This window comes from Acidimicrobiales bacterium (assembly GCA_035512495.1).
Lineage (GTDB): Bacteria > Actinomycetota > Acidimicrobiia > Acidimicrobiales > CADCSY01 > DATKDW01.
This window is the reverse complement of the sequence record DATKDW010000047.1, coordinates 1-24650: the sequence shown is the minus strand read 5'-3', so window position 1 is coordinate 24650 and position 24650 is coordinate 1. Positions and strand designations below refer to the sequence as shown.

Annotated in this window: 27 protein-coding genes; 11 read left to right on the top strand and 16 right to left on the bottom strand. The window is 72.1% G+C overall.

Annotation, left to right across the window (positions count from 1 at the left end; genetic code table 11):
* Nucleotides 1-3 precede the first annotated feature (3 nt).
* From VMN58_06095 to VMN58_06070, 6 genes are all read left to right on the top strand, one after another.
* Nucleotides 4-1242: an acyl-CoA dehydrogenase family protein gene (locus VMN58_06095; protein ID HUF32762.1), complete on the top strand. Its 1239-nt coding sequence runs from the start codon at nt 4-6 to the stop codon at nt 1240-1242.
* Complete coding sequence (locus VMN58_06090) at nt 1239-2840, top strand: AMP-binding protein (protein ID HUF32761.1); 1602 nt, start codon at nt 1239-1241, stop codon at nt 2838-2840. The genes VMN58_06095 and VMN58_06090 overlap by 4 nt, the downstream gene beginning before the upstream one ends.
* 80 nt (nt 2841-2920) lie before the next feature.
* A complete protein-coding gene (locus VMN58_06085) occupies nt 2921-3427 on the top strand; it encodes an HIT family protein (protein HUF32760.1) in 507 nt (168 codons plus the stop codon).
* An 887-nt stretch (nt 3428-4314) separates the two neighbouring features.
* The gene (locus VMN58_06080) at nt 4315-4758 is read left to right on the top strand and encodes a MarR family transcriptional regulator (protein HUF32759.1); all 444 of its coding nucleotides are present in this window, start codon (nt 4315-4317) and stop codon (nt 4756-4758) included.
* Nucleotides 4755-6680 carry an ABC transporter ATP-binding protein gene (locus VMN58_06075; GenBank protein HUF32758.1) on the top strand — a complete coding sequence of 642 codons (1926 nt, stop codon included), beginning with the start codon at nt 4755-4757 and terminating at the stop codon, nt 6678-6680. The genes VMN58_06080 and VMN58_06075 overlap by 4 nt, the downstream gene beginning before the upstream one ends.
* Nucleotides 6680-8599, top strand: a complete 1920-nt coding sequence (locus VMN58_06070) for an ABC transporter ATP-binding protein (protein ID HUF32757.1) — start codon at nt 6680-6682, stop codon at nt 8597-8599. Before VMN58_06075 ends, VMN58_06070 begins: the two co-directional genes overlap by 1 nt.
* Before the next feature lie 6 nt (nt 8600-8605).
* Here VMN58_06070 and VMN58_06065 read toward each other — a convergent pair whose 3' ends face one another.
* From VMN58_06065 to VMN58_06045, 5 genes are all read right to left on the bottom strand, one after another.
* Nucleotides 8606-9496, bottom strand: a complete 891-nt coding sequence (locus VMN58_06065) for an acyl-CoA desaturase (protein HUF32756.1) — start codon at nt 9494-9496, stop codon at nt 8606-8608.
* Nucleotides 9497-9566: 70 nt separating this feature from the next.
* Complete coding sequence (locus VMN58_06060) at nt 9567-10517, bottom strand: VWA domain-containing protein (protein ID HUF32755.1); 951 nt, start codon at nt 10515-10517, stop codon at nt 9567-9569.
* A complete protein-coding gene (locus VMN58_06055) occupies nt 10514-11416 on the bottom strand; it encodes a DUF58 domain-containing protein (protein HUF32754.1) in 903 nt (300 codons plus the stop codon). Before VMN58_06055 ends, VMN58_06060 begins: the two co-directional genes overlap by 4 nt.
* Before the next feature lie 29 nt (nt 11417-11445).
* Nucleotides 11446-12492, bottom strand: a complete 1047-nt coding sequence (locus VMN58_06050) for an AAA family ATPase (GenBank protein HUF32753.1) — start codon at nt 12490-12492, stop codon at nt 11446-11448.
* A gap of 45 nt (nt 12493-12537) precedes the next feature.
* Entirely contained in the window at nt 12538-13227 is a 690-nt protein-coding gene (locus VMN58_06045) for a hypothetical protein (GenBank protein ID HUF32752.1), read from the bottom strand.
* Between the two features lie 64 nt (nt 13228-13291).
* Between VMN58_06045 and VMN58_06040 the strand changes: the two genes are divergently transcribed.
* Nucleotides 13292-13528 carry an Lrp/AsnC family transcriptional regulator gene (locus VMN58_06040; GenBank protein HUF32751.1) on the top strand — a complete coding sequence of 79 codons (237 nt, stop codon included), beginning with the start codon at nt 13292-13294 and terminating at the stop codon, nt 13526-13528.
* Between the two features lie 19 nt (nt 13529-13547).
* On the opposite strand, the gene VMN58_06035 is transcribed toward VMN58_06040, so the two are convergent.
* From VMN58_06035 to VMN58_06015, 5 genes are all read right to left on the bottom strand, one after another.
* Nucleotides 13548-13880, bottom strand: coding sequence for a hypothetical protein (locus tag VMN58_06035; protein HUF32750.1), 333 nt, complete (start codon nt 13878-13880; stop codon nt 13548-13550).
* A gap of 50 nt (nt 13881-13930) precedes the next feature.
* On the bottom strand, nt 13931-14752 hold the full coding sequence (locus VMN58_06030; protein HUF32749.1) for a DUF455 family protein: 822 nt from the start codon (nt 14750-14752) through the stop codon (nt 13931-13933).
* A gap of 86 nt (nt 14753-14838) precedes the next feature.
* Nucleotides 14839-15636 (bottom strand): PIG-L family deacetylase, encoded by a 798-nt coding sequence (locus VMN58_06025; protein HUF32748.1) that lies wholly within the window; start codon nt 15634-15636, stop codon nt 14839-14841.
* 19 nt (nt 15637-15655) lie between these two features.
* Entirely contained in the window at nt 15656-16801 is a 1146-nt protein-coding gene (locus VMN58_06020; GenBank protein HUF32747.1) for a CaiB/BaiF CoA-transferase family protein, read from the bottom strand.
* Between the two features lies 1 nt (nt 16802).
* Complete coding sequence (locus tag VMN58_06015; protein ID HUF32746.1) at nt 16803-17690, bottom strand: alpha/beta hydrolase; 888 nt, start codon at nt 17688-17690, stop codon at nt 16803-16805.
* 90 nt (nt 17691-17780) lie between these two features.
* Here VMN58_06015 and VMN58_06010 point away from each other — a divergent pair, with 90 nt between their 5' ends.
* Both VMN58_06010 and VMN58_06005 read left to right on the top strand, forming a co-directional pair.
* A complete protein-coding gene (locus tag VMN58_06010) occupies nt 17781-18302 on the top strand; it encodes a GNAT family N-acetyltransferase (protein HUF32745.1) in 522 nt (173 codons plus the stop codon).
* Nucleotides 18303-18446: 144 nt separating this feature from the next.
* Entirely contained in the window at nt 18447-18656 is a 210-nt protein-coding gene (locus VMN58_06005) for a DUF6458 family protein (protein ID HUF32744.1), read from the top strand.
* A 68-nt stretch (nt 18657-18724) separates the two neighbouring features.
* Here VMN58_06005 and VMN58_06000 read toward each other — a convergent pair whose 3' ends face one another.
* From VMN58_06000 to VMN58_05985, 4 genes are read right to left on the bottom strand one after another with little or no spacing between them, the layout of a single operon-like run.
* Nucleotides 18725-19330, bottom strand: coding sequence for a PH domain-containing protein (locus tag VMN58_06000; GenBank protein ID HUF32743.1), 606 nt, complete (start codon nt 19328-19330; stop codon nt 18725-18727).
* A gap of 32 nt (nt 19331-19362) precedes the next feature.
* The gene (gene def / locus VMN58_05995; GenBank protein HUF32742.1) at nt 19363-19857 is read right to left on the bottom strand and encodes a peptide deformylase; all 495 of its coding nucleotides are present in this window, start codon (nt 19855-19857) and stop codon (nt 19363-19365) included.
* A gap of 17 nt (nt 19858-19874) precedes the next feature.
* Complete coding sequence (locus VMN58_05990) at nt 19875-20411, bottom strand: ACT domain-containing protein (protein HUF32741.1); 537 nt, start codon at nt 20409-20411, stop codon at nt 19875-19877.
* Nucleotides 20412-20435: 24 nt separating this feature from the next.
* Nucleotides 20436-20774, bottom strand: coding sequence for a metallopeptidase family protein (locus VMN58_05985; GenBank protein HUF32740.1), 339 nt, complete (start codon nt 20772-20774; stop codon nt 20436-20438).
* Nucleotides 20775-20836: 62 nt separating this feature from the next.
* On the opposite strand from VMN58_05985, the gene VMN58_05980 reads away from it, so the two are divergent.
* Nucleotides 20837-22888 (top strand): ATP-dependent DNA helicase UvrD2, encoded by a 2052-nt coding sequence (locus VMN58_05980; GenBank protein HUF32739.1) that lies wholly within the window; start codon nt 20837-20839, stop codon nt 22886-22888.
* Nucleotides 22889-22898: 10 nt separating this feature from the next.
* Entirely contained in the window at nt 22899-23393 is a 495-nt protein-coding gene (locus tag VMN58_05975; GenBank protein ID HUF32738.1) for a DUF2505 domain-containing protein, read from the top strand.
* Between the two features lie 52 nt (nt 23394-23445).
* Here the strand turns inward: VMN58_05975 and VMN58_05970 are convergent, their stop codons facing one another.
* Both VMN58_05970 and VMN58_05965 read right to left on the bottom strand, forming a co-directional pair.
* Complete coding sequence (locus VMN58_05970; protein ID HUF32737.1) at nt 23446-24135, bottom strand: PaaI family thioesterase; 690 nt, start codon at nt 24133-24135, stop codon at nt 23446-23448.
* 72 nt (nt 24136-24207) lie between these two features.
* On the bottom strand, nt 24208-24650 hold a 443-nt coding region (locus VMN58_05965; GenBank protein HUF32736.1), incomplete at its 5' end, for a hypothetical protein.

Below are 24650 nucleotides of genomic sequence, written 5' to 3'. Positions count from 1 at the left end.
CACATGCCGATGGAGATCGATCTCGGACCCGAGGCCGCCGCGTTCCGCGACGAGCTTCGCCAGTGGTTGGAGGCCAACCACCCGACCGAGCTGGAGGGGGTGGAGATCACCCCTGGTGTCCAGGCTGCTGGGCTGAAGGAGTGGACCGACAAGCTCCATCAGGCCGGCTACCTGTGCGTCTCGTGGCCAAAGGAGTACGGCGGCCGGGGCCTCACCGGCATCGAGGTGGCGGTGATGAACGAGGAGTTCGCCCGCGCCGGCGTCCCGCGCGCCACCCGCGGCATGGGCGAGTGGCTGGTCGGGCCCTCGATCATCGTCCACGGCACCGACGAGCAGAAGGCGCGCTTCCTGCCCCGGATCATCGCCGGCGACGACACCTACTGCCAGGGCTTCTCCGAGCCAGATGCCGGGTCCGACCTGGCGGGGCTGAAGACGCGGGGCATCGTCGACGGCGACGAGGTGGTCATCACCGGCCAGAAGGTGTGGACCTCCGGCGCCCAGGCGGCGAACATGATGTTCTGCCTGGCCCGGACCGACCCGGACGCCCCGAAGCACCGCGGCATCTCCTACGTGCTGCTCCCGATGCAGCGCCCCGACGGCTCGTCCAACGGCATCGAGCTGCGCCCCATCCGCCAGATCACCGGTGCCAGCCACTTCACCGAGACGTTCCTCACCGAGGCGCGGGCCCCGCTCGCCAACGTCATCGGCGGGCTCAACAACGGCTGGCGGGTGACCATGACCACGCTCGGCAACGAGCGGGGCGGCAACGCCACCACCCAGCACGTGGCCTTCACCAGGGACTTCTGGCGGACGGTCGACCTGGCCCGCAAGCACGGCAAGGAGACCGACCCTGTCGTGCGCCAGCAGCTGGCCTGGGCGTACACCAACTGCGAGATCATGCGCATCGCCGGCCTGCGCACGCTCTCCGAGGTGGTGGCCCGCAAGGAGCCCGGACCGGGAGCCTCGATCAACAAGATGTTCTGGTCGGAGCACGCCCGCGACTTCGGCGAGATCCAGATGAGCATCCTCGGCGCCGAGGCCATGGTCCGCCCCGACGGCGAGGGCGACTACGAGCTCAACCACTGGCAGCGCCAGTTCCTCTCCACCCGGTCGGGCGTCATCTGGGGCGGTACCGCCCAGGTGCAGCGCAACATCGTCGGGGAGCGCGTGCTCGGCCTACCCAAGGAACCGCCGCCGGCCGGCGCGGCCGCGACCGCAGCCACCGCAGGGAGCACGGCATGAGCAACGCGCAGCAGACCACCGACCCCGAGGCCGAGGCCCGGGTCGCCGCCGCCCGCCAGGGCATGATCGTCGCCCACTGGGCGGCCACGGTCGGCGACCAGCCGGCGGTCATCGCCGACGGCCGCACCACCACCTTCGCCGAGCTCAACGAGCGCGCCAACGCCCTCGTTCGGGCGCTGCGCGCCCGAGGTCTCAGCGCCGGCAGCGCCGTTGCCCTGTCGTGCAGCAACCGGGTGGAGTTCGTCGAGGTGGTCGCCGCGTGCGACCGAGCCGGGTTCCGGATGACGCCGGTCAACTGGCACCTCGCCGCCGAGGAGGCGGGCTACATCGTCGACGACTGCGAGGCGGCGGCGTTCATCGCCGACGCACGCTTCGCCGACATGGCGGCCGCCGCTGCCGAGCTGGCACCGGACGCCCGGGTCCTCCTGGCGATCGGTGGCGAGATCGACGGCTTCGAGCCCTACGACGAGGTCGTGGCCGCCGAGGACACCAGCGACATCGACGAGCCCTCGGCCGGCACCAAGATGCTCTACACGTCCGGCACCACCGGCCGCCCCAAGGGCGTCCACCGGCCGCCGGCTGACGCCGGCCAGGCCTCGGTCACCGCCGCGGCCACCGCCGCCCTCTCGGGGTACAAGGCGGGTACGAGCCAGCTGCACCTCATCACCGGCCCGCTGTACCACGCCGCTCCCCTGCTGATCTCCCTGGCCGGGCCGCTCGCCGCCGGCGTGGGCGTCGTCCTGATGGACGGCTGGGACGCCGAGGAGACGCTGGCGCTCGTCGAACGCCACCGGATCACCCACACCCACATGGTCCCGACCATGTTCCACAGACTCATCTCGCTGCCCGAGGAGGTGCGGGACCGCTACGACGTCTCGTCGCTGGGCTACGTCATCCACGGGGCCGCACCCTGCCCGGTCCCGGTGAAGAAGGCGCTGATCGACTGGTTGGGCCCGATCGTGGTGGAGTACTACGCCGCCACCGAGGGGGCAGGCACCGTCGTGACCTCGGCGCAGTGGCTCGAGAAGCCCGGCACGGTCGGCAAGCCGCCCACCCCGGACCACGTGAAGATCCTCGACGACGAGGGCAACGTGCTCGGTCCCGACGAGATCGGCACCGTGTACCTGAAGGCGCCGGCCGACACCCGCTTCACCTACTACAAGGACGGCGACAAGACCGCCGGCGCCTACCGGGGCGATCACTACACCCTCGGCGACGTCGGCTACCTCGACGCCGACGGCTACCTCTTCCTCACCGACCGCAGCGCCAACCTCATCATCTCCGGCGGGGTGAACATCTACCCCGCCGAGATCGAGGCGGTCCTGCTCACCCACCCATCCGTCGGCGACGCCGCGGTGATCGGCATCCCCAACGAGGAGTGGGGCGAGGAGGTCAAGGCCGTGGTCGAGGTCCAGCCCGGCCTGGACGCCACCCCGGAGCTGGCGGCCGAGCTCATCGCCTTCACCCGTGAGCACCTCGCCGCCTTCAAGTGCCCTCGCAGCGTCGACTTCACCGACGAGCTCCCCCGCCACGACAACGGCAAGCTCTACAAGCGCGAGCTGCGCGACCGCTACCGCCAGCAGGCCGCGTCCCGGTAGAGGCACGTATTGGCTCGACGTCGCGTGCTTTCGAGGTCGTCCTCGGGCACGTGCTGACCGTCCCGAGCGAGGATGGACCGATGAACAACCACGCTCCCGACGGCTATCGGTGCCCGTTCTGTCGGAACCTGCGGCTGGGCGAGTCCGACCTGCCGCTCGAGATCGTCCATCGGTACCAGGACGTGTTCGTGAAGGTGAACCCGAAATGGTGGCCGAACAACCCCGGTGCCGTGTTGGTCATCCCGAACGATCACCACGAGAACGTCTACGACATGCCACCGTCTCTCGGCACTCCGATGCAGGCTGCGGTCCGCGACACAGCGCTCGCTATGAAGGCCGCGTACGGCTGTCACGGCGTCTCGACGCGGCAGCACAACGAGCCCGCTGGCAACCAGGACGTCTGGCACCTGCATGTGCACGTCTTCCCTCGCTGGGAAGGCGACGAGCTCTACGGTTCGCGCGGGCAGCTGGCCGAACCCGGCGAGCTACGACGACGAGCGGCGCAGCTGCGGGCCGCGTGGCCCGCGCGACCCGGCGATCCCGACGCCCACTCGACACAGAGTGGAGTGCCCCGCGGGACACTCTGAGAACAACCCTCATTTTGTGATCGACCTCCTCGGGCACCAGCGTGTGGTCCGCGATCGGGAAGATCCCGTCGCAACCCGCGGCGCGGGCGATGACGCGGGGATGGCGGGTCGAGCTGGCCATCCAGACGGGAATGGGGTGTGGCTCGGGCTCAGTGGCCTCGAGGTGCACCTCGTAGTGGGCTCCGCCGTGATCGATCGGTTCGCCTGCCCACATGGCTCGAACGATCTCCATGCCCTCGCCGAGCATCGACGCTCGAGCCCGCTGATCGGTCTCCTCCCCGAAGCGGCTGAGGTCACCCGACTCGTCCGACCCGAGGCCCACCCCCAGGACGAGCCGGCCTCCCGAGAGCCGGCTGACGGTGGACGCCTGCCGGGCGACCACCCACGGGCGCCGTCGGGGCAGCGGGGTGACCGTGGGCCCGAGGAGGATGCGGTCGGTGGCGACGGCGACGGCGCCCAACGTGGTCCAGGTGTCGGCGATCGGCGATGCCTCGGCGACAACGTGATCCCACAGGAAGACTCCGTCCCACCCCGCGGCCTCGGCGCGCACGGCCAGGTCGACGATGACCGCCGGGTCGCCGAACGGCCCGAAGGGCGGCAGGTACACCCCGCGCTGCAGCCGTTCCTCAGCCACGCTCCTCCCCCGTCGTCACCGCCAAACTCTCCCATGCCTTGGCTCACCACGGTGGCCCGGAGCGGGCTTAAGCCGAGCTCTTGGGGGATCGGCGACTACCACCCCGTCGTCGGACACAGATACGAGTGCCCCGGGGGCACTCTGAGAACGATTCCGACTCGCTCCGGCGGGACACTTACCTGCCGGTGCCCCTCCAGCACGGCATGGAGAATCGCGTTACCGCGACCCGAAGATCGTTCGATAGTCTAATGATGTGAGCATCGAACGAAGTGTGCAGGCCGCCAGAGCCGCGGCGCGGCTGGCCAAGGCCGTGGAGACCGCCCTGGGCGAGATCGGGCTGTCCATGCCCCAGTACCGCCTGCTGGCGCTGCTCTCCGACGGGTCCGCGGCAGCCACCGCCCTCGCCGACCGGCTGGCGGTGAGCCGCCCGAGCATCACCGCCCTGGTCGACGGGCTGGTGGAACGGGGTCTGGTGGAGCGCCAGGCCGATGCTGCCGACCGCCGACGCGTCTCCCACGTCCTGACCCCCGTCGGCCAGCGGACGCTCGCCCAGGGCGACGAGGCCATCGCCGCCCGGCTGGCGTGGCTCACGTCGCACGTCGACGAGACCCAGGCGGCGAGCGCGATGGATGGCCTGATGGTGTGGCGCGACACCCTCGACGCCGCCCGGCAGCAAAAGGTGGAGACGGCCCGGTGATCTCCACCCTCGAGCACGACCTCGACCGCCTCGCCACCCCCGACCTCGACGTCGGTTCCCCCTACGAGCCCGTCGGCGTGTCCGCGCGCTACGGACCACCCAAGGCGACCATCCACCCCGACCGCGACCGCTCGTGGCTGCGGCGCATGGGCCCACTGATCGCCGCCCGCAAGTTGGCCTTCACCGGCTCGCTGCTGGCGGCCCTGGTCGCCATGCTCGCCCAGGTGGCCGTCCCGCGGATCGTCATGGCCGGCATCGACAACGCCCTCACCGAGCCCCACACGTCAGAGATCATGCCCTTCGTCTGGGCGATACTCGCCCTCGGTGCAGTCCGGGGGGCCTTCACCTTCGTCTACCGCTACCACCTCTACCGAATCGCCTACGACCTCGAGTACGACCTGCGGGTCAACATGTTCACCAAGCTCACGGGCCTGTCGTTTTCGTTCTTCGACCGGGTCCAGTCGGGCCAGCTGATCTCCCGGGCCAACTCCGACATCCGCTCGGTGCAGATGTTCCTCACCTTCGCACCGCTCATGGCGCTGCAGGTGGTGAGCTTCCTGTTCGCGTTCGGACTCATGCTCGCCGTCCACGTCCCCCTCGCCATCGTGGCCCTGCTGCCGCTGCCCTTCGTGTACCTCGTCGGTGCGCGCATGCGCGACCTGATGTTCCCGATCTCGTGGATCGTGCAGTCCCGCCTGGCCGACGTGGCGACCACCGTGGAGGAGAACGTCACCGGGGCCCGAGTGGTCAAGTCCTTCGCCGCCGAGGAGCCCCAGATCGCCCACCTCGCCGGCGCCGCCCGGCGTCTGCGGTGGGCGGCAGTCCGCCAGATCGACGTCCGGGCCGGCTACGGCCCGCTCATGGAGAACCTCCCCCGCGTCGGCATGGCGCTGGTGTTGCTCTACGGCGGCATCCTCACCATCAACGGCCAGGTCACGGTGGGCACCCTCGTGGCGTTCTCCACCTACGTGGTCATGCTCCAGGCGCCGTTCCGGATGCTCGGCTTCCTGCTGCTGCTCAGCCAGCGGGCCTCGGCCTCGGCGGGGCGCATCTTCGAGGTCCTCGACGAGCAGCCCGCGATCGCCGACCGTCCCGGCGCCGTCGACCTCGTGGACCCCGAGGGCGAGGTGCGCTTCGAGGACGTCACCTTCCGCTACGGCCACGGGCTCACCGTCCTCGACGGCCTCGACCTCACGCTCGCCCCGGGGGAGACCGTCGCCGTGGTGGGCCGCACGGGCAGCGGCAAGTCGACCCTCGCCCGCCTCCTCACCCGCTTCTACGACGTCGAGTCGGGCACGGTGCGCATCGACGGCCACGACGTGCGGGACCTGACGCTCGCCAGCCTCCGGGCCCAGGTCGCGATGGTCCTCGACGAGCCGTTCCTCTTCTCGGCCACGATCCGCGAGAACATCGCCTACGGCCGGCCGGACGCCACCGACGACGAGGTCCGGGCCGCCGCCGTCGCGGCCGACGCCGCCGGCTTCATCGACGACCTGCCCGTCGGCTACGACACCGAGGTGGGCGAGCGGGGCTACACGCTCTCCGGTGGCCAACGTCAGCGAATCGCCATCGCGCGGACCCTGCTGATCGACCCGAGGGTGCTCATCCTCGACGATGCCACCAGCGCCATCGACGTCCACGTGGAGGAGCGCATCCACCGTGCCCTCGCCGAGCTGCTGGGGCGGCGCACGACCCTCGTCATCGCCCACCGCCTCTCCACCATCGCCCTGGCCGACCGCGTGGTCCTGCTCGAGGACGGACGGATCGTCGCCGACGGCACCCACAGCGAGCTCATGGCAAGCGAGCCGAGGTACACCGAGGTGCTCGCCCACGTCGAGGAGGAGTCCGCTGCGGCCGAGGCGAGTGCCGCGGCCGGCGGTCTCGTCGACGTGACCGACTTCAACGATGCGGAGGTGCGCTGATGGCGTGGGGTGGTGGTGGTGGCGGCATGGGCTTCGGCGGCGGCGGGCCGGCGGGGAACCCAGGGGGTGGGCTGCCCTTCGCCGGCATCCCGCCCGAGCTCCAGAGCAGGGTCGACACCCTGCTCGAGACGGAGCCCGAGCACCCGGAGCAGGAGCCCGTCGAGTTCAGCCACGCCGAGTTCGACCGGCGCCCGTTCACGCTGCGCCGGTTCCTCGGCGGCCATCGCCTGGCCCTCGTCGGCGCGTTCGCCCTCGTCGTCATCGAGACGGTGGCCATGCAGGCCGGACCGCTCCTGACCCAGATCGGCATCGACCGCGGCATCCAGGAAGGCAGCACCACCACCCTCGTGGTCGTGTCGGTCCTCTACTTCGCGGCGGTGGCCCTGAACGCGATGTCCAGCGCCGCCCGCATCGCCTGGACGGGGCGCGTGGGCGAGACCCTCATGTTCCAGCTTCGGGTCCGCATCTTCTCCCACCTCCAGCGGCTGTCGGTGCCCTTCTTCACCAAGGAGAAGGCCGGACGCCTCATGACGAGGATGACCAGCGACCTCGAGTCGCTCACCGCCCTGTTCCAGGACGGCCTGGTGCAGATGGTGGTGCAGGGCCTGACCATCATCGTGGTGACCACCATCCTCTTCACGATGAACGCCACCCTGGCGGCCATCACGCTCGTGGTGGTGGTACCCGGCATGGCCGCGCTCACGTGGTGGTTCCGGGGGGCCTCGCTGCGCACCTACGGCCTGGTGCGCGACCGCATCGCCGACGTGCTCGCCCACCTGCAGGAGAACCTCTCCGGCATCCGGATCGTCACCGCCCACAACCGCCAGCGGCACAACACCATCGAGCACCGCAACATCGCCGGCGACTACCGCTCCGCCAACGACGCGACGGCGCGGGTGGGAGCCATCTACGGCCCGAGCGTGGAGGCCATCGGCATCGCCGGCCAGGCGTTCATCCTCCTGGTGGGCGGGCGGATGGTGCTCGACGGCGACCTCATGATCGGTCAGCTGGCCGCCTTCGTGCTGTACCTCACGGCGTTCTTCGCCCCCATCCAGCAGATGGTGCAGCTCTACGACACCTACCAGAAGGGCCAGGCCTCGGTGGCCAAGCTCCAGGAGCTGCTCGCCACCGAGCCGAGCGTGGCCGAGGCTCCCGACGCGGCGGAGCTACCGCCCATCCTCGGCGAGATCCGCTTCGAGGACGTGACCTTCGCCTACGAGCCAGGGCGGCCGGTGCTGCGCGACGTCGACCTCACCATCGCCGCCGGCGAGACGTTCGCGCTGGTGGGCGCCACCGGCGCCGGCAAGTCGACCATGGCCAAGCTCGTCACCCGGTTCCACGACCCCGAGCAGGGCCGGGTCCTCATCGACGGCCACGATCTTCGCCGCTTGACCCTCACCTCGCTGCGCCGCCAGCTCGGCGTGGTGCCCCAGGAGGCGTTCCTCTTCGGCGGCTCGATGCGCGACAACATCGCCTTCGCCCGGCCCGCCGCCACCGAGGCCGAGGTGCTCGAGGCCTGCCGCGCTGTCGGCATCGACGACCTCGTCGACCGCCTCCCCCAGGGGATCGACACCCCCGTCCACGAGCGGGGCGTCGCCCTCTCGTCGGGTGAGCGCCAGCTCCTGGCCCTGGCACGCGCCTTCCTGGCCCGGCCGCGCGTCCTCGTGCTCGACGAGGCCACCTCCAACCTCGACCTGCGCTCCGAGTCCAAGATCGAGCACGCCCTCGACGTGCTCCTCGAGGGCCGCACCGCCATCGTGATCGCCCACCGCCTGGCCACGGCGATGCGGGCCGACCGCATCGGGGTCGTCGACGACGGCCGGATCGTGGAGCTGGGCAGCCACGACGAGCTGGTGGCTGCCGGCGGCCGATATGCCGCCATGTACGCCACGTGGGAGTCACACGCCGGAGTGGCCTGACCGACCTCAGGGCTGGTCCACGTCGACACGCTCCTGTCGCCCCTCGCGACGGGAGCGTGACGCGCCGATGAGGCCGTCGGCCATGATCGCCGGCGTCGGCTGCTTCAGCCCGCTGACCACCCCGACCTTGCTGAGGACCCAGAGGGCGTACCAGCTCGGGTCCCACTGGTACCAGTGGAAGGCCTGGCGGGCGCTGGCCTGGTAGTGGTGGTGGTTGTTGTGCCACCCCTCGCCGTTGGTCACCAGCGCGATGAGGAGCGAGTTCCGGCTCGTGTCGGAGGTGGCGTAGCGCCGCCTCCCCATCACGTGGGCGAGGGAGTTCACCAGGAAGGTCCCGTGCCAGAGCAGCACGGTCGAGAGGCCGAAGCCGACGACCAAGCCCGACCAGCCGCCGATCGCCAGGCAGGCCAGGGCCAGGAGGAGGGGGGCCAGGGCGTCGTGGCGCTCGACCCATCGCAGCTCGGGGTAGCGGGCGAGGTCGCGGACGCGGTCGAGGTCGGTCCCCTTGTGCTTGCGGCTGAGGATCCACCCCACATGGCTCCACCAGAACCCCTTGATCGGCGAGTGCACGTCGAGGTCGGTGTCGGCGTAGCGGTGGTGGACGCGGTGGTGCGCCGCCCACCACAGCGGCCCCTTCTGCATGGCGGTCGTGCCGCCCACCGCCATCACCAGCTGGGCCCAGCGGGGCAGGCGGTAGGAGCGGTGCGAGAAGTACCGGTGGTAGCCGGCGGTGATGAAGAACATGCGGCCGAAGTAGAGGGCCACGCACAGGACCACCGCTCGCGCCGAGACCCCGGTCCACACGGCCGCGAGAGGGATCAGGTGGAAGGCCAGGAACGGTACCGAGGTGAACCAGTCCAGCCGTTCGTCGGGTGCCGTCGTGGTCGCGGTCGTCATGGCAGGCGCTCCGAACCTCGGCGGGAAACCGCAGCCTACCGACCGGCAGGTCGGCTGCCACGTCGGGGCGTCAGGGGAGGCGCTGGAACCAGACCAACGAGGCACCGGCAGCCACCAGGAGCAGGGCGAACGCGCCGGCGGTGAACCACAGACCGATCTCCCGGTCCTCCGCCACCAAGCCGATGGAGCTACCGATGTCGTCGTAGACGGCGCCCAGCTCAGCGGCCGAACCGGCAGTGAACGCCGAGCCTCCCGTGGCGTCGGCCAGCGCCGCCAGCTCCTGCTCGTTGACCTCGACCGACACCAGCTGGCCCTCGTACTCGATCACCCCGCCGGGTGTCCCGAAAGCGATGGTGGTCACCGGCACCCCCGCCTGGCGCGCCGCCTCGGCCGCGACCTCGTTGGGGGACCCAACCGTCGTCTCGCCGTCGGAGAGCACCAGGATGTGGGCCGGCACCGGCTCGGCCCCCTCGGCCTCGGGCAGGGTGCGGATGGCGTCGAGGGAGGCCAGGACCGCCTCGCCGATGGCGGTGGCCTCGGCCAGCTCGAGGCGCCCGATGGCGGCCCGCACCGCGTCGCGGTCGGTCGTGGGTGGGACGAGCACCGAAGCCGAGCCGGCGAAGGCGACGAGGCCCAGGTTGATGCGCTCGGGCACCACCTCGGTGAACGACGTCGCCGCCTCCTTGGCGGCATCGAAGCGTGACGGCGCGATGTCGGTGGCGTCCATCGAGATCGAGACGTCGATGGCCAGCACGATCGTGGCCCGCTCCCGTGCCACGAGCTCCTCGCGCGCCGGCTGGGCCAGCGACGTGACGAGCGCCAGCATCGACCCCAGGACCAGGGCGGCGGGCAGGTGCCGCCGCCACCCCGGCCGTCTTGGCGCCACCGAGCCGAGCAGGGCGAGGTTGGTGAAGCGGACGGCGTACCTGCGGCGTCCTACGACCTGGAGGACGACGTAGGCGGCCGCCATCGCCACCACGACGAGGGCCAGCCACAGGCGGACCGGCTCGAGGAACGTCACGATGCCGTCCCGGGGCGGGGTGGACGGCGATGCCGGCGGCGGCGGTCGACGAAGCGCACCAGGTCGAGCAGCCAGTCGCGGTCGGTGCTGAGCACGAGGTGGTCGGCACCCGCTCCCCGGATGGCGGCAGCGATCGCCGCCCGCTCGGCAGCCGCGGCGTCGGCGTAGCGGGCCCGGACCTGGCGACGCCCTGTCTGCACCTCCAGGCGGGCACCGGTCTCGGGGTCGACGAGGTCGAGCAGGCCGACGTCGGGAAGCTCGAGCTCCCGCGGATCCACCACCTCGATGGCGACGACCTCGTGGCGGCCGGCGAGCGCCCGAAGCGGCCGCTCCCAGCCGGGCTGTCCGAGGAAGTCGCTCACCACCACGACCATGCCGCGCCGCTGGGCAAGCCGGGCGACCTCCCGGAGGGCGCCGCCGAGATCGGTCGCCCCACCTCCGTCACGCCTCGGGGAGGTGACCGTCCGGTGGAGCAGTGCCTGCAGGTGGTCCCGCCCGGGCCGGGCCGGCACCCGCTGGGTGCCGCCGGCGCTGACCAGGACGGCACCGATCCGGTTGCCCACACGGGCGGTGAGGTGGCCGACGGCGCCGACCGCCGCCACCGCCAGGTCACGCTTCTCGCAGGCAGCGGTGCCGAAGGCCAGGCTGGCCGACAGGTCGGCGACCACCCACGTCTCGAGCTCTCGGTCGGACACCGGGACGCGGACGTGGGCCTCCCCGGTGCGGGCGGTGACGTTCCAGTCGATGAGACGGACATCGTCGCCGGGGGCGTAGGACCGCGCCTCGCCCGGCTCGCTCCCCGGGCCCGGCCGCAGGCCCCGGTAGTCGCCCTGGAGCATGCCGTCGAGCCGGCGGGTGACGGCCAGCTCGAGCCGCCGAAGGACGGCCTCGGCACCCACGTCGACCGCCCTCGGGGGCGCGGGCTCCATCAGCCCGTCGACGACGCGGCCTCATCGGGGCGTCGCGACTCGACCATGGGCGCGGTCACCACCGAGAGGATGCGGGAGAGGATGGCGTCGGCCTCCACGCCCTCGGCGAGGGCCTCGTAGGAGAGCACCAGGCGGTGGCGGAGGACGTCGAAGGCCACGTCGAAGACGTCCTGGGGGACGGCGTAGTCGCGACCGCGGAGGAGGGCGAGGGCCCGGGCGGCTGCCACGAGGCCCAGGCTGCCGCGGGGGCTGGCCCCGTAGGCGATGTACGGCGCCAGCTCGGGCAGGCCGTGGTCGGCGGGGTGGCGGGTGGCGAGCACCAGGCGCACGGCGTAGTCGACGGTGCCGCCGTCGGCGAAGACCGCGTCGGCCGACGCCTGGAGGCGCACGAGCTCGTCGAGGCCGAGCACCTCGGTGGCCGTCGGGGGGTGGACACCCATGCGGCGCACCACCTCCATCTCCTCGCCCTGGCTCGGGTAGCCGACGATCAGCTTCATCAGGAAGCGGTCGCGCTGGGCCTCGGGGAGGGGGTAGACCCCCTCCGACTCGATGGGGTTCTGGGTGGCGAGCACCTGGAACGGCAGGGGCACGGGGTGGGTCACCCCCGCGATCGAGACGTGCTTCTCGGCCATCACCTCGAGGAGGGCGGACTGCACCTTGGCGGGCGCCCGGTTGATCTCGTCGGCGAGGACGAAGTTGGCGAAGATCGGCCCCAGCTCGACGTCGAAGCGCTCGCTCGACGTCCGGTAGATGCGGGTGCCCACGATGTCGGAGGGGACCAGGTCGGGCGTGAACTGCAGCCGCACGAAGCGGCCCCCGACGGCGCTGGCCACGGTCTCGATGGTGAGCGTCTTGGCCAGCCCCGGCACACCCTCGATGAGGCAGTGACCGCGCGCCAGGAGGCTGACGAGCACCCGCTCGAGCAACCGGTCCTGGCCGACGATGACCTTCTTGACCTCGAAGAGGACCCGCTCGAGCTGGGCGGCGTCGTCACGGGCAGGGGCCGGGTGCAGGCCGCGGGAGGGGTCCTGGGGGCGGTCGCTCACCGCCGCAACGCTACCGGCGCACCGCCGGGCCGCCGACGCGGGGCGTCAGGACATCCGCAGCTCGACGACCACCGATCCCTCCTCACCGGCGCGCTCGACGAGGGTCCCGCACCTCGTCGCCACCGCCCCGGCCACTCCCGCCGGCAGCTCAAAGGGGGCGACCTGGCCCCCGCCGGTGACCACGATCGTCAGCCCGTCCTGGGGGTTGTCGGCGAGCTCGACGTCGACCTCGTCGCAGCAGCGGGTGACCGCGGCGAGCACCTCCTGCGTGGCCCGCAGGGCCACGAGGGCGGTGGCGGCTGGCAGCGCCGCTCCGAGCGTGCCCCGGACCGCGGTGGGGACCCCCGCCTCCTCGCGCAGGCGGTCGAGCTCCCAGCGCACGGCGACCTCGAGCTGCGCTCCCGTCGAGCGCGCCGCATCGGCGTCCTCGAGTGGCACGACGGACTCGCGCCAGGCCCGCTCGGCCCGCTCCACCTCGAGCAGCCAGAGCGAGGTGGCCACGTCCTCGGCGACGCTTGCTCGCTCGCTCGCCTCCGTTGCCGCCCGCTCCGCGACCCGCAGCCCGTCCCGGGCTTGCTCGACATGCTCCTCGGCGTCGGCGAGCTCCGACCGCAGCGCTGCCACCATGGCGTCGGACCGCCGACCCGCGGCGCGGGCGCCGAGGTGCTCACGGACGAGCAGCACGGCGAGGGCCACGGCGAGGGCCACGGCGACCAGGCCTGCCACCACCTCCATGGGCCGGACGCTAGACCGACGCCGACGGCCTACGATCCTCCAACCCGACGAGGAGGCTCACCCAATGGCCGTCAGCGCGTACATCCTGATCCAGACCGAGGTCGGCAAGGCCGCCCAGGTTGCCGTGGAGGTCGGTGACATCGACGGCGTCGTGTCGTCCGAGGACGTCACCGGCCCCTACGACGTCATCGCCAGGGCCGAGTCCGGGACGGTCGACGACCTCGGCAAGATGGTCGTGAGCCGCGTCCAGATGATCGACGGCATCACCCGGACCCTGACCTGCACGGTGGTGCACCTCTAGGTTCGGGCGGTCGCCTGCGTCAGGCGGGACCGTGGAGGATCATGGCCCGGATGGCGAGGCCCATGAGGAACAGGCCGCCGAAGCCGTAGAGCAGGTACACCTGGCCGCGGAGCTGGGCCCGGTAGGAGTAGAGGATCCCCACCCCGATGAGGGCGACGAACCCGTAGAGCTGGTGCAGCTGCTCGACGGTGCGCCCCTCGCCCGCGACCAGCACCACGCCGACCACCACCTGGGCGACGATGGCGAGCTGCGCGGCCGCGGTGAACCACCACAGGGCGCGGCCCCGCAGGGTCTCGACGCCGTGGGCGGCCAGCGCCCATCCGCCGGCGATGCCGTTGCCGACGACCACCACCCACGCCCAGGCGACGTGGAGCTCGAGGAGGTCCAGGGGACGTGGAGTGGCTAGGCGGGGACGGCGGCCGCGGCAGCAGCGCGCGCCTCGCGGGAGGCCTCGGCCGAGACCTCGACGAGGTCGTCGATCTCCCCCTCAGAGAACCCGGCGAGCTGTCGGAAGCGCCGCGCCAGGTGCACCGGGCTGTCCTCGTCCTCACCTCGGAAACCGCCGAAGCTGAAGAGCTTGTCGACCGCCCGCTGGAACTCGAGGGCGCCCTTCTGGCGCTCGGGGTCGTTGGCGGTGATGCGACGCAGCCAGTCGGACCCCATCTTCACGTGGGTCACCTCGTCGGCCAGCATCCAGTCCTCGCAGAAGTACAGCACCGGGTCGGTGGTGGTCTCCCCGAACTCCCGCATCGTGTTGAACACGTCGATGGCAAGGCCCTCGAGGGCGCGGTTGACGCCGGTCAGGCGCAGCACGGGGTCGATGTTGCAGCCGGCCTCGTAGAGCATCGTCTGCTCGGCGAACTCACCCACCTCGGTGCCCATGTGCTCGTTGAGCTTGATGGCGATCTCGACGTGGCGGGCCTCGTCCCACGACTGGCGGGCCATGTCGAGCTTGAGCTGGAACGGTGCTTCGTCGCGCCCCTCACCGGTGGGGAAGTCCCAGCAAGTGCGCCCGGCGACCTCGAGGGCCTGGATCTCGCCCACGAAGATGCCGTGCATCAGCGCCCTGGCGGCATCGGGGGCGTCGGGCTCCTCGGGCGACAGGCCGCTGCGCTTGGCTCGGGGCACGTTGGCGTTGCGGGGATCGAAGATCCGCTCCTCGATCTTGGTGCGCTCGAAGCGCTCGTCCCGAGCGAGCTCCTCCACCGGCAGGATCTGCTTCACGTGCGACCACTCCTTCGACGCCGAGTCCTGGCGAACATGGCTGACAGTGGTATCAACCCTACCCAGCAGCCCTGGGCTCTGCTCCGTCAGTCGAGGCTCTCGAAGAGCGAGGTCTCCACGGTCTCGACCGGAGTCGGCACGCCGCGGCGGACGAACCACTCCGTGCCGAACGACTCGGCGAACGCGTCCTCGGGCATGGCCAGGAAGAACGACGTCTCGGCGATCTGGCTGGCGTGGGCCCGCATGGCCATGCGCTTCGAGGCGAGCTGGGCGCTGACGTCGACGCAGGTGGTGAGCTGTGCCTCCGGGGTGCCCATCTCGCTGACATCGGGCACGTCGTCGGGGAGGGCCATCCGGGTGTCCTCCCGGGCCCGCTCGACCAGCGCCCGGAAGTGGTCACGGTTCATGGTGGCCTCGTAGACGCGGCCCGTGCCGGCCAGCTCGGCGGCGCGCACGCCCACCCGATGGACCTGGATGTGGTCGGGGTGGCCGTAGCCGCCGTGGTCGTCGTAGACGGTGAGCACGTCGGCGTCCTCCTCGGTGAGGATCGCCGCGAGGCGCGCCGCTGCCTCCTCGACGTCGGCCTGCCAGAAGCACCCGGCTTCGTCGTTGGTGGGGAGCCCGATCATCCCCGAGTCGCTGTAGCCGAGGAACGCCACCCGGTCGACGCCGAGGATCAGGGCCGCTGCCTCAGTCTCGATGGTCCGGCGATCGGCCAGCGACTCACCCGGGCGGAGGACGCCGTCGGCCACCTCGCCCAGCTCGCCCCGGGTCGCGCACACCAGGACCACCCGGTGGCCGTCGGCGACGGCGGCCGCCATGGTGCCACCGGTGCTGATGGCCTCGTCGTCGGGGTGGGCGTGGAAGCAGACCAGCGTTGCCATGGCGAACAGTCTGGCCGAGTCAGCGGACGGCGCCGGCCTCGCGGAGCTTGGTGATGTCGCCCTCGCTGAATCCCCACTCGGCCAGGACCTCATCGCTGTGCTGGCCCGGGTGGGACGGCGGGCGCTGGATCTCGGGTGCGGTGCGGCTGAAGCGGGGCGCCGGTGACGGCTGCACCACGCCCTCGCGCTCGGTGAAGGTGCCCCGCGCCACGTTGTGGGGGTGGCGGTGGGCCTCGTCGAGCGACAGGACAGGGGCGAAGCAGACGTCGGTGTGCTCCATCAGCGCGCACCACTCGTCGCGGCTCTTGGTGCGGAAGACCTCGGCCATCCGCTCCTTGAGCGCCGGCCACTGCGAGCGGTCCATCTGCGCCGACCAGGCGTCGTCGTCGAGGCCGGCGAGACGCCGGAGCTCGGCGTAGAACTGCGGCTCGATGGAGCCGATGGAGACGTAGCGGCCGTCGCTGCACTCGTAGACGTCGTAGAAGGGGGCGCCGGTGTCGAGCATGTTGGTGCCTCGCTCCGGCTCCCAGAACCCCATGGCCTTGAAGCCGTAGAACATGGTCATGAGCGTGGCGGCACCGTCGACCATGGCGGCGTCGACGACCTGGCCCTCCCCCGAGGCCCTCGACTCGAGGAGGCCGCAGGCGATGCCGAAGGCGAGCATGAGGCCACCGCCACCGAAGTCGCCCACCAGGTTGAGCGGTGGGGTGGGGGGCTGTCCGGCGCGGCCGATGGGCTCGAGCGCGCCGGCGAGGGCGATGTAGTTGATGTCGTGGCCGGCGGCCGAGGCGTATGGGCCATCCTGACCCCAGCCGGTCATGCGGCCATAGACGAGCCTGGGGTTGCGAGCCAGGCAGTCGTCGGGGCCGATCCCGAGGCGCTCGGTCACACCGGGCCGGAAGCCCTCGATGAGGGCATCGGCCGACTCGACGAGGCGCAGCACGGCCTCGACGCCGTCCGGGTGCTTGAGGTCGACCCCGATCGAGCGCCGCCCGCGGTTGAGGACGTCCGCCGGAGGGGTGGCCGGGTCGCCGCCGGTCACCGCCTGGGCCCGGTCGACGCGGATCACGTCGGCACCCATGTCGGCGAGCATCATCGCCGCGAACGGTCCCGGCCCGATCCCGGCGATCTCGATGATGCGGATGCCCTGCAGCGGCCCGGCCACGTCAGGCGGCCTTCCGGGCGTGGGCGATGACGGCGGGGACGATCTCGTCCCATGCCGGCACCGGCAGGTTGTGGCCCATGCCCTCGATGGTCATCAGCTCGGCGCCGGGAACGGCCTTGGCAGTGGCCTCACCGCCCGTGTAGCCGACGAGCGGGTCGGCGTCGCCGTGGATCACGAGGAACGGCACGGCGACCGACCCGAGCCCCTCGGTGCGGTCACCGGAGGCGAGGATGGCGATGAGCTGGCGGCCCACGCCCACCGGGTAGTAGCCGCGGTCCCACTGGACCTCGGCGCGGCGGCGGGAGCGCTCGGCGTCGAAGGGGATGGTCGGGCCGTTGAGCAGCTGCTCGGCCGCCACCGTGGCCTCGAGGTACTGCTCTCGGCTCTGGGCCGGCGGGCGCACCAGGAGGGCCATGGCCTCCTCGCTGGCGCCGCCCACTGCGGGGTCGCCGGTCGTCGACATGATCGACGTGACGCTGCGGAGCCGCTCTGGCCGGCTGATGGCCATGGCCTGGACGATCATCCCGCCCATGGACGCGCCCACCACGTGGGCGCTCCCGATGCCGAGGGCGTCGAGCAGGCCGAAGGCGTCGTCGGCCATGTCCTGCACCAGGTAGGGCGCCTTCACCTCGCCGCCGGTGAAGGCGGCGACGAGGGCGCCGGGCACGTCGAGGGGTTCGTCGCTCTCGATCTTGGTGGAGCGGCCCACGTCGCGGTTGTCGTAGCGCACCACGAAGAACCCCTCGTCGGCGAACCGCTGGCAGAACGCGGCGTCCCAGGCGACCATCTGGGCCCCCAGTCCCATGACGAGGAGCAGCGGATCGCCGGCAGCATCGCCGAACGTCTCGTACTCCAGCTCGATCCCGTCTTGCACCTCTGCGGTCGACATGTCCGCATGCTCGCCGGTACTTGACCGAGCGGTCAAGTACGGGTGCCGTCGACCCCCTGGGCTGCCACCGACCGGACGTAGGGTTCGGCCATGGACCGCCACGGTGTTCGCACCGGCCTGCAGATCACCCGGGAGGACTACCACGGGCCGCTCGGCCAGCGCCTCGTGCACGAGCTGGCCGACGAGCTCGAGGAGCGCTACGCGGACATCGGCGACGACGACGCCGCCATCGAGGCGAGCCACGACTACCACGCCGAGATCGCACCCGGTGACCTGGCGCCACCCGCCGGCACCTACCTCGTGGCCTGGGTCGACGGCGCCGCCGTGGGGTGCGCCGGCCTGCGCCGCCACGGTCCGACGACCGGGGAGATCAAGCGGATGTGGACCGCACCGGCCGCCCGCGGGACCGGCGTGGCCCGGGCGCTGCTCGCCGCCCTCGAGGACGAGGCCCGGCGCCTCGGCTACCGGGCGGTGCGGCTCGAGACGGGCACGGGCCAACCGGAGGCCATTCGCCTGTATGCCTCCGCCGGCTACGAGCCCATCGACCCGTACGGGTACTACGCCGGCTCCTCGTCCAGTCGGTGCTTCGAGAAGCCCCTGGGCCCCGCCTGATCCGACGACGCCCCGCGCGGAGCGTCACCGTCGCCGCGACCGACGTTTGCGCTGCGCGCGATCCCGGGTAGGCAGCAATCCAACGCGACATGGCGGCACGACTGACGTCGTCCCGCCGAGGAGGTAGTCGGCATGGGTATCGGAGTGAGCGTTTTCCTCTTGGCACTGGGGGCGATCCTGACCTTCGCCATCTCGGTGACGGCCGAGGGCATCGACCTCAACACCGTGGGGGTCATCCTCATGATCGTCGGCGCCATCGGGCTCCTGCTCTCCATGCTCTTCTGGAGCAGCTTCTCGCCCTACGGCTCTGGGCGCACCGAGGAGACCGTGGTCCGGGAGGACCGCCGGCTCTAGCGGGCGCACCACCACGCGAACCAGCCTCGGCGGACCGGGTCCCACCCGGCCCGTCGGCGCGTCCGGGCTCAGCGGCGGCCGAGCAAGCGGGCCTTCTGCACCGAGAACTCCTCCTCCGTGAGGACGCCCCGCCGGCGCAGGCCGTCGAGGCGGTCGAGCTCCTCGGCCACCGACCCCGGGCGGTGGCCACCCGACAGGCGACGCTGGTTGTCCTCGATCCGGCGGTAGATCTCGTTCTGGATCGCCGAGGGCCGAGGGATGTCGGTGAAGTGCTGCCTCCCCCCCTCCCCCGCCGACTCGATCACGAGGTCGCCATAGCGCAGCACGCGCTCGAAGAGGCTCTGGTCGAAGAACACGGTGTTGACCCGCTCGAGGGGGATCTCGATCCCGCGCTTGGCCAGCACGCCCTCACGGGAGATCAGTCGGTCGGTGGTCACCACAAAGCTCGTGGTGGCCCAACGGGCGTAGCGGCCGACGAACCAGGCCAGAGCCACGACCGTCACCGCGCCGGCCCCCACGGTCGCCCAGTCGGGCGCCCGGTTGGCGGACAGGGCGACGAGCGCCACGAGCGCGAGCACCAGCGTCGCCGTCGGCCCGGCCAGGGACCACCAGTGCGGACGGAGGTCGGCCGCGACCTGCTCGTCGTCGTGGAGCAGCTTGCGCGGGAACGCCACGGCCGCGGAGCGTACCCCGCGCCGCTCGGGGCTCAGCGGTAGACGCGCCGCCGGAAGACGCGGTCGTCGGAGACGACACGGTCCAGGAAGAGCAGACCGTCGAGGTGGTCGAGCTCGTGTTGCACCGCCCTGGCCTCGAACGCGTCGCAGGTGAGGGTGCGCTCCCGGCCGGCGAGGTCGACGCCGCGCACCACGATCTCGGTGGCCCGGGGGACGTCGCCGGTGAGGTCGGGGACGCTCATGCACCCCTCGCGGCCCACCTCCACACCGGACGACGACACCACCACGGGGTCGAAGAGGACGACCTCGCCGTGGCACGAGCGGGCCTTCCGGTGTCCGGTGACGTCGATGCAGAACGCCCGGCGAGACACCCCGATCTGAGGCGCTGCCACCCCCACGCTGTGGTCCGCCGACCGCATGGCGTCGAGGAGGTCACGTCCGAGGCGGCGCGCCGCGTCGTCGAGCTCGCCCACGGGCACGCACGGCCGGGACAGCACCGGGTGCGGCAGCTGTAGGACGGGGGGCACGGCGGGCGAGGGCGGGTTCAGAGGACGTCGGCGTCGTCGGGCCGGAGGTGGACCTCGACCCCGAGGTCGCCAGCCACCCGGCGCAGCTCGTCACCGAGCTCGTCGGGGTCGACGTCGTCGGGGAGGACGACCTCGAGGAGCATCACGTACGCGGGGGCGCCGGCAGGGCCGACCACACGGGTGCTGAGGTCGGCCACGTTGGCCCCCCGGTCGGCGAGCAGCTGCGTCACCCGGTGGACGATGCCGGGCTGATCGGCACCGTAGACCGACACCGCCCAGGGCGAACCCGTGGCCCGGGCGCTGCCGGCGTCGTCGATTGGCCGCACCACGACGGTGAGCCCGAGCGGCGCCACCGCATCGACGAGGGCGGCCTCGAGGGCGTCGGCGCCCTCCTCATCGGGCACCTCCACCACCAGCATCATGGCGAAGTGGCCGCCGAGGATGGTCATGGCGGTGTCCTCGAGGTTGCCCCCGTGTTCGACCAGCACACCGGTGACGGTGGCGACGATGCCCGGACGGTCCACCCCGAAGGCGGTGACAGCGAGGTGGGCCACGGTGTCCGACGCTACCGCTCGGCCTCAGGCCCAACCCAGCTCGTCGAGGCGGTCGTCGTCGATCCCGAAGTGGTGGGCCACCTCGTGGATCACCGTGATGCGCACCTGCTCGACCACCTCCCCCTCGCTCCGGCAGCGCTGGCAGATGGGGAGGCGGTAGACGGTGATGCGGTCGGGCATCGCCAGGCTGTAGTCGCCTCGCTCGGTCAGCGGCACCCCCTGGTACAGGCCGAGGAGTCCCACACGGGACTGGTCGCGGACCTGGACGATGACGTTGTCCATCCGCCGCCCGAGCTCCTCGGGGATGGTGTCGAGGGCATCGGCAACCAGCTCCTCGAACCGCTCGGGGGTCACCTCGATCACCGGGCCGACGCTACCGGCGACCATCCACCGCCCTGTCACACCCCGTTCCTACGCTGCGGTGCGTGGACATCCCTGCGCTGCTCGACGGGCTCACCGATGCTCAGGTCGACGCCGTCACCTCCGATGGCGCCCCGCTGTGCATCCTCGCTGGCGCCGGGTCGGGCAAGACCCGTGTCCTCACCCGCCGAATCGCCCACCGGGTGGCCACGGACTCCGCCGACCCCCGCCACGTCCTCGCCCTCACCTTCACCCGCAAGGCGGCGGGCGAGCTCACCTCGCGCCTCGGCGCGCTCGGCGTGCGCGACACCGTCGCCGCCGGCACGTTCCACGGCGTCGCCTTCGCCCAGCTGCGCCGCCGCTGGGCCGACGCCGGGCGGCCGGCGCCCACCCTCCTCGAGCGCAAGGCCCGCATCCTCGGTCCCCTCCTCGGCCGGGCCGAGGGCGTGCAGCCCGGCGACGTGGCCAACGAGATCGAGTGGGCCAAGGCGCGCATGATCGATCCCGCCGGCTACGAGGCGGCCGCTCGCGCCGAAGGGCGCCAGCCACCGCTCCCCCCCGCCGAGCTGGCTGCCGTCTACGAGCGCTACGAGGAGGAGAAGCGCAGGCGTGGCCTCATCGACTTCGACGACATCCTCCTGCAGTGCGCCGCCGCCCTCGACACCGACGAGGGCTTCGCCCAGTCCCAGCGCTGGCAGCACCGTCACCTCTTCGTCGACGAGTTCCAGGACGTCAACCCCGTGCAGCACCACCTGCTCGAGGGGTGGCGGGGCCGCAGCAGCGACCTGTGCGTGGTCGGCGACCCCAACCAGGCCATCTACGCCTGGAACGGTGCCGACCCCCGCCACCTCACCAACTTCGCCGCCGCCCACCCGGGCGCCACCGTCGTCCACCTCACCGACAGCTTCCGCTCCAGCCCCCAGGTCCTGGCCGTGGCCGCCGCCGTCCTCACGGGCGCCACCGGCCGAGCCACCGGGCTGCGAGCCCACCGTCCCGACGGTCCGATCCCCACGGTCCGCTCCCACCCCACCGACGGTGACGAGGCCCGAGCCATCGCCCGGTCCCTTCGCGACCGTCGCCGGCCCGGCACCTCGTGGTCCCACCTCGCCGTGCTCACCCGCACCCATGCCCAGCTCGCCCTCCTCGAGGACGCCCTCCGCGACGCGGGCATCCCGTTCCGCGTCCGCGGCGGTGGCGCCCTGCTCCGCCGGCCCGAGGTGCAGGCAGCACTGGGGCACCTCCGGGACGGTCGCGGACCCCTCCACGCCCGGATCGCCGACCTCGACCTCCAGGTGCGCGCCGCCACCCCCGACGACGTCGAGGACGGTCCGGCTGCCGAGCGCCGGGCCGCCCTGGCCGAGATCGTTCGCCTCGGCCGCGAGTACCTGGCCCTCGACCGTGCCGGGTCCCCCGAAGGCTTCGCCGCCTGGCTCAGCGCCACGGTCGGCGTCGAGGCGGCCCGCAGGGGCGAGGCCGTCGAGCTCGCCACCTTCCACGCCGCCAAGGGCCTCGAGTGGCCGATCGTCTTCCTCGCCGGCCTCGAGCAGGGCCTGGTCCCCATCGGCGGCGCCGGTGACGCCGATCTCGACGAGGAGCGGCGGCTGCTCTACGTCGCCATCACGAGAGCCGAGCTCGAGCTCCACTGCTCGTGGGCGCGCCAGCGCACATTCGGCACCCGCACCGTGCCCCGGAGGCCGTCACCGTGGCTGGAGGAGATCGAGGCGGCGCGGGCCGCCCTGGCCGCCGGCGCCACCGGCGCCGAGTCCGACTGGCGCGACCGCATCATCGAGGAGCGCCGCCGCCTCCGCAGCGCCCGTGCGCTCTCCGGGCACCCCCGCGGGCCCGCCGTCACCGTCGGCCTCGGCGCCGACCCCGAGATCCTCGCCGCCCTACGGGCATGGCGGGCCGACGCGGCCCGCACCTCGGGGGTGCCGGCACCGGTGATCCTGCACGACACCACCCTCGCCGCCGTGGCCGAGGCCCGCCCGCGCGACCACGAGGCACTCATGTCCCTGCCAGGGCTCGGCCCCGTGAAGGCACACCGCTATGGCGACGCCATCCTCGGCGTCGTGGCCGCCGCCGGCGACAGCCGCTCCGACACCGCCGCCGCCTCCTAGTCTCCCCAGCGTGCACTTCGAGCTCGAGCAGCAGCTGCCCGGCTCGGTGGAGGCCGTCCTCGGCGTGCTGGTCGATCCTGACTTCGTCCCCCGCCTCGAGGCGCTCCCCCGCCTCGGCCAACCCGAGCTGCTCGAGCACCACGCTGACGACGGCGAGGTGCGCCAGCGGGTGCGCCACCGCTTCGTGGGCGACCTCCCGGGCCCGGTCACCGCCGTCCTCGACCCCGCCCGTCTCACCTGGGTGGAGGAGGTCACCTACGACCTCGGCCGGGCGACCGCCTCGTTCCTCATCGTGCCCGACCACTACGCCGACCGCCTCACCTGCCACGGCTCCTACGTGCTCGCACCTGTCGGCGCCGGCACCTGCCGGCGCGTCTCCGGCGAGCTCAAGGTTCGCTATCCGCTCGTCGGGCGCACCGTCGAGCGGGCCATCCTCTCTGGCATCGAGGAGCACCTGGCCGGCGAGGCGACCCTCATCGCCACCACCCTCGGCCCGGCCGGCTGACCTGCCGGCCGGGGTATCACTCCAGGGAACGGGTGCGCTGGGCGCCGGAGCCCTACTCGTCGTCGCGGCGGGCCATCATGGCGGCGATCTTGGCAAAGTCGACGCTGATGAAGATCCCCTCGGCCTCGGCGGTGAGGTCGTCGCCGGCGAAGAGCCGGCCGGAGGTGAACAGCTTGCGGCCCTCCTGACGGTCGAGGGTGGCCTCGAAGCGGAGGTCGGTGTGCAGGGGGGTCGGCCGGCGGTAGCGGACCGTCAGGGTCCCGGTCATGCCCGGGTTGCCGCCGAGCGACTGGGCCATCCCGAGGACTTCGTCGAAGGCGGCAGCGACGTAGCCGCCGTGCACGCTGCTCGGTGGACCCTCGTAGGCGGCACCGAAGCGGGCATGGCCGTGGATCGCGCCGCCGCGCACCTCGAGGCGAAGGGGCGGCGCCAACGGGTTGGCACCTCCGATGATCGGGCTGTGGTCGAAGAAGGCACGAGGGTCGCCAGCGTTGGCCGACTCGGCGAAGCCCTCGTAGAGGCGTCCCTGGCCGTGACCCTCCAGCTCGGCCAGGGCCGCCTCGAGGTGCTCGGCGGCGCCGGTGAGCGCCTCCAAGGGCGCCGCGGTGGCCACCAGCCGCTCGATGACCTCGCGGGTCGCGGCCGCCACTCGCCGCATCTCCGCCCGCCGTGGCGACAGGTCGTCGCCGCCGGCGGCGTTGAACCGCTCGACCCAGTCGCCCGAGGCTGCGTCCTCACCCATGGAGGCGCAACCTACCCGCCGCCACCGCCCACCCCTGACTGCACGGGAGGCGACGACACCGGCCCGGAGGGATCAGGCCTCTGTGCCGTCCGACTCCACGGCGCGCGGCACCGCACGCTTCCTTGTCGCCGTCTTGGCGGCCGTGGCCTTCTTGGCGGTGGCCTTCTTGGCGGGTGCTGTCTTGACCGCGGCCTTCTTGGCGGGTGCTGTCTTCGGTGCCGCCTTCTTGGCGGTGGCCTTCTTGGCGGGTGCTGTCTTCGGCGCCGCCTTCTTGGCGGTGGCCTTCTTGACCGTGGCCTTCTTGACGGGTGCTGTCTTCGGCGCCGCCTTCTTGACGGTGGCCTTCTTCGCCGTGGCCTTCTTCGCCGTGGCCTTCTTCGCCCCAGCCTTCTTGGCAGATGCCTTCTCGACGCCGGTGGCGGCGGCCCGCCTGGCTGCCGCCCGGCGCTTGGCCGGTGTGGGCTCGGTGGTCGGCTCGCCGACGGCGACGTCGAGAGCAGGCAGCGCCTCCTCGG

What these genes read in the sequence shown, in the direction of transcription:
- VMN58_06095 (HUF32762.1), top strand. Translation starts at nt 4, where the DNA reads ATGCCGATGGAGATCGATCTCGGACCCGAGGCCGCCGCGTTCCGCGAC.
- VMN58_06090 (HUF32761.1), top strand. Translation starts at nt 1,239, where the DNA reads ATGAGCAACGCGCAGCAGACCACCGACCCCGAGGCCGAGGCCCGGGTC.
- VMN58_06085 (HUF32760.1), top strand. Translation starts at nt 2,921, where the DNA reads ATGAACAACCACGCTCCCGACGGCTATCGGTGCCCGTTCTGTCGGAAC.
- VMN58_06070 (HUF32757.1), top strand. Translation starts at nt 6,680, where the DNA reads ATGGCGTGGGGTGGTGGTGGTGGCGGCATGGGCTTCGGCGGCGGCGGG.
- VMN58_06065 (HUF32756.1), bottom strand. Translation starts at nt 9,496, where the DNA reads ATGACGACCGCGACCACGACGGCACCCGACGAACGGCTGGACTGGTTC.
- VMN58_06045 (HUF32752.1), bottom strand. Translation starts at nt 13,227, where the DNA reads ATGGAGGTGGTGGCAGGCCTGGTCGCCGTGGCCCTCGCCGTGGCCCTC.
- VMN58_06040 (HUF32751.1), top strand. Translation starts at nt 13,292, where the DNA reads ATGGCCGTCAGCGCGTACATCCTGATCCAGACCGAGGTCGGCAAGGCC.
- VMN58_06025 (HUF32748.1), bottom strand. Translation starts at nt 15,636, where the DNA reads ATGGCAACGCTGGTCTGCTTCCACGCCCACCCCGACGACGAGGCCATC.
- VMN58_06015 (HUF32746.1), bottom strand. Translation starts at nt 17,690, where the DNA reads ATGTCGACCGCAGAGGTGCAAGACGGGATCGAGCTGGAGTACGAGACG.
- VMN58_06010 (HUF32745.1), top strand. Translation starts at nt 17,781, where the DNA reads ATGGACCGCCACGGTGTTCGCACCGGCCTGCAGATCACCCGGGAGGAC.
- VMN58_05970 (HUF32737.1), bottom strand. Translation starts at nt 24,135, where the DNA reads ATGGGTGAGGACGCAGCCTCGGGCGACTGGGTCGAGCGGTTCAACGCC.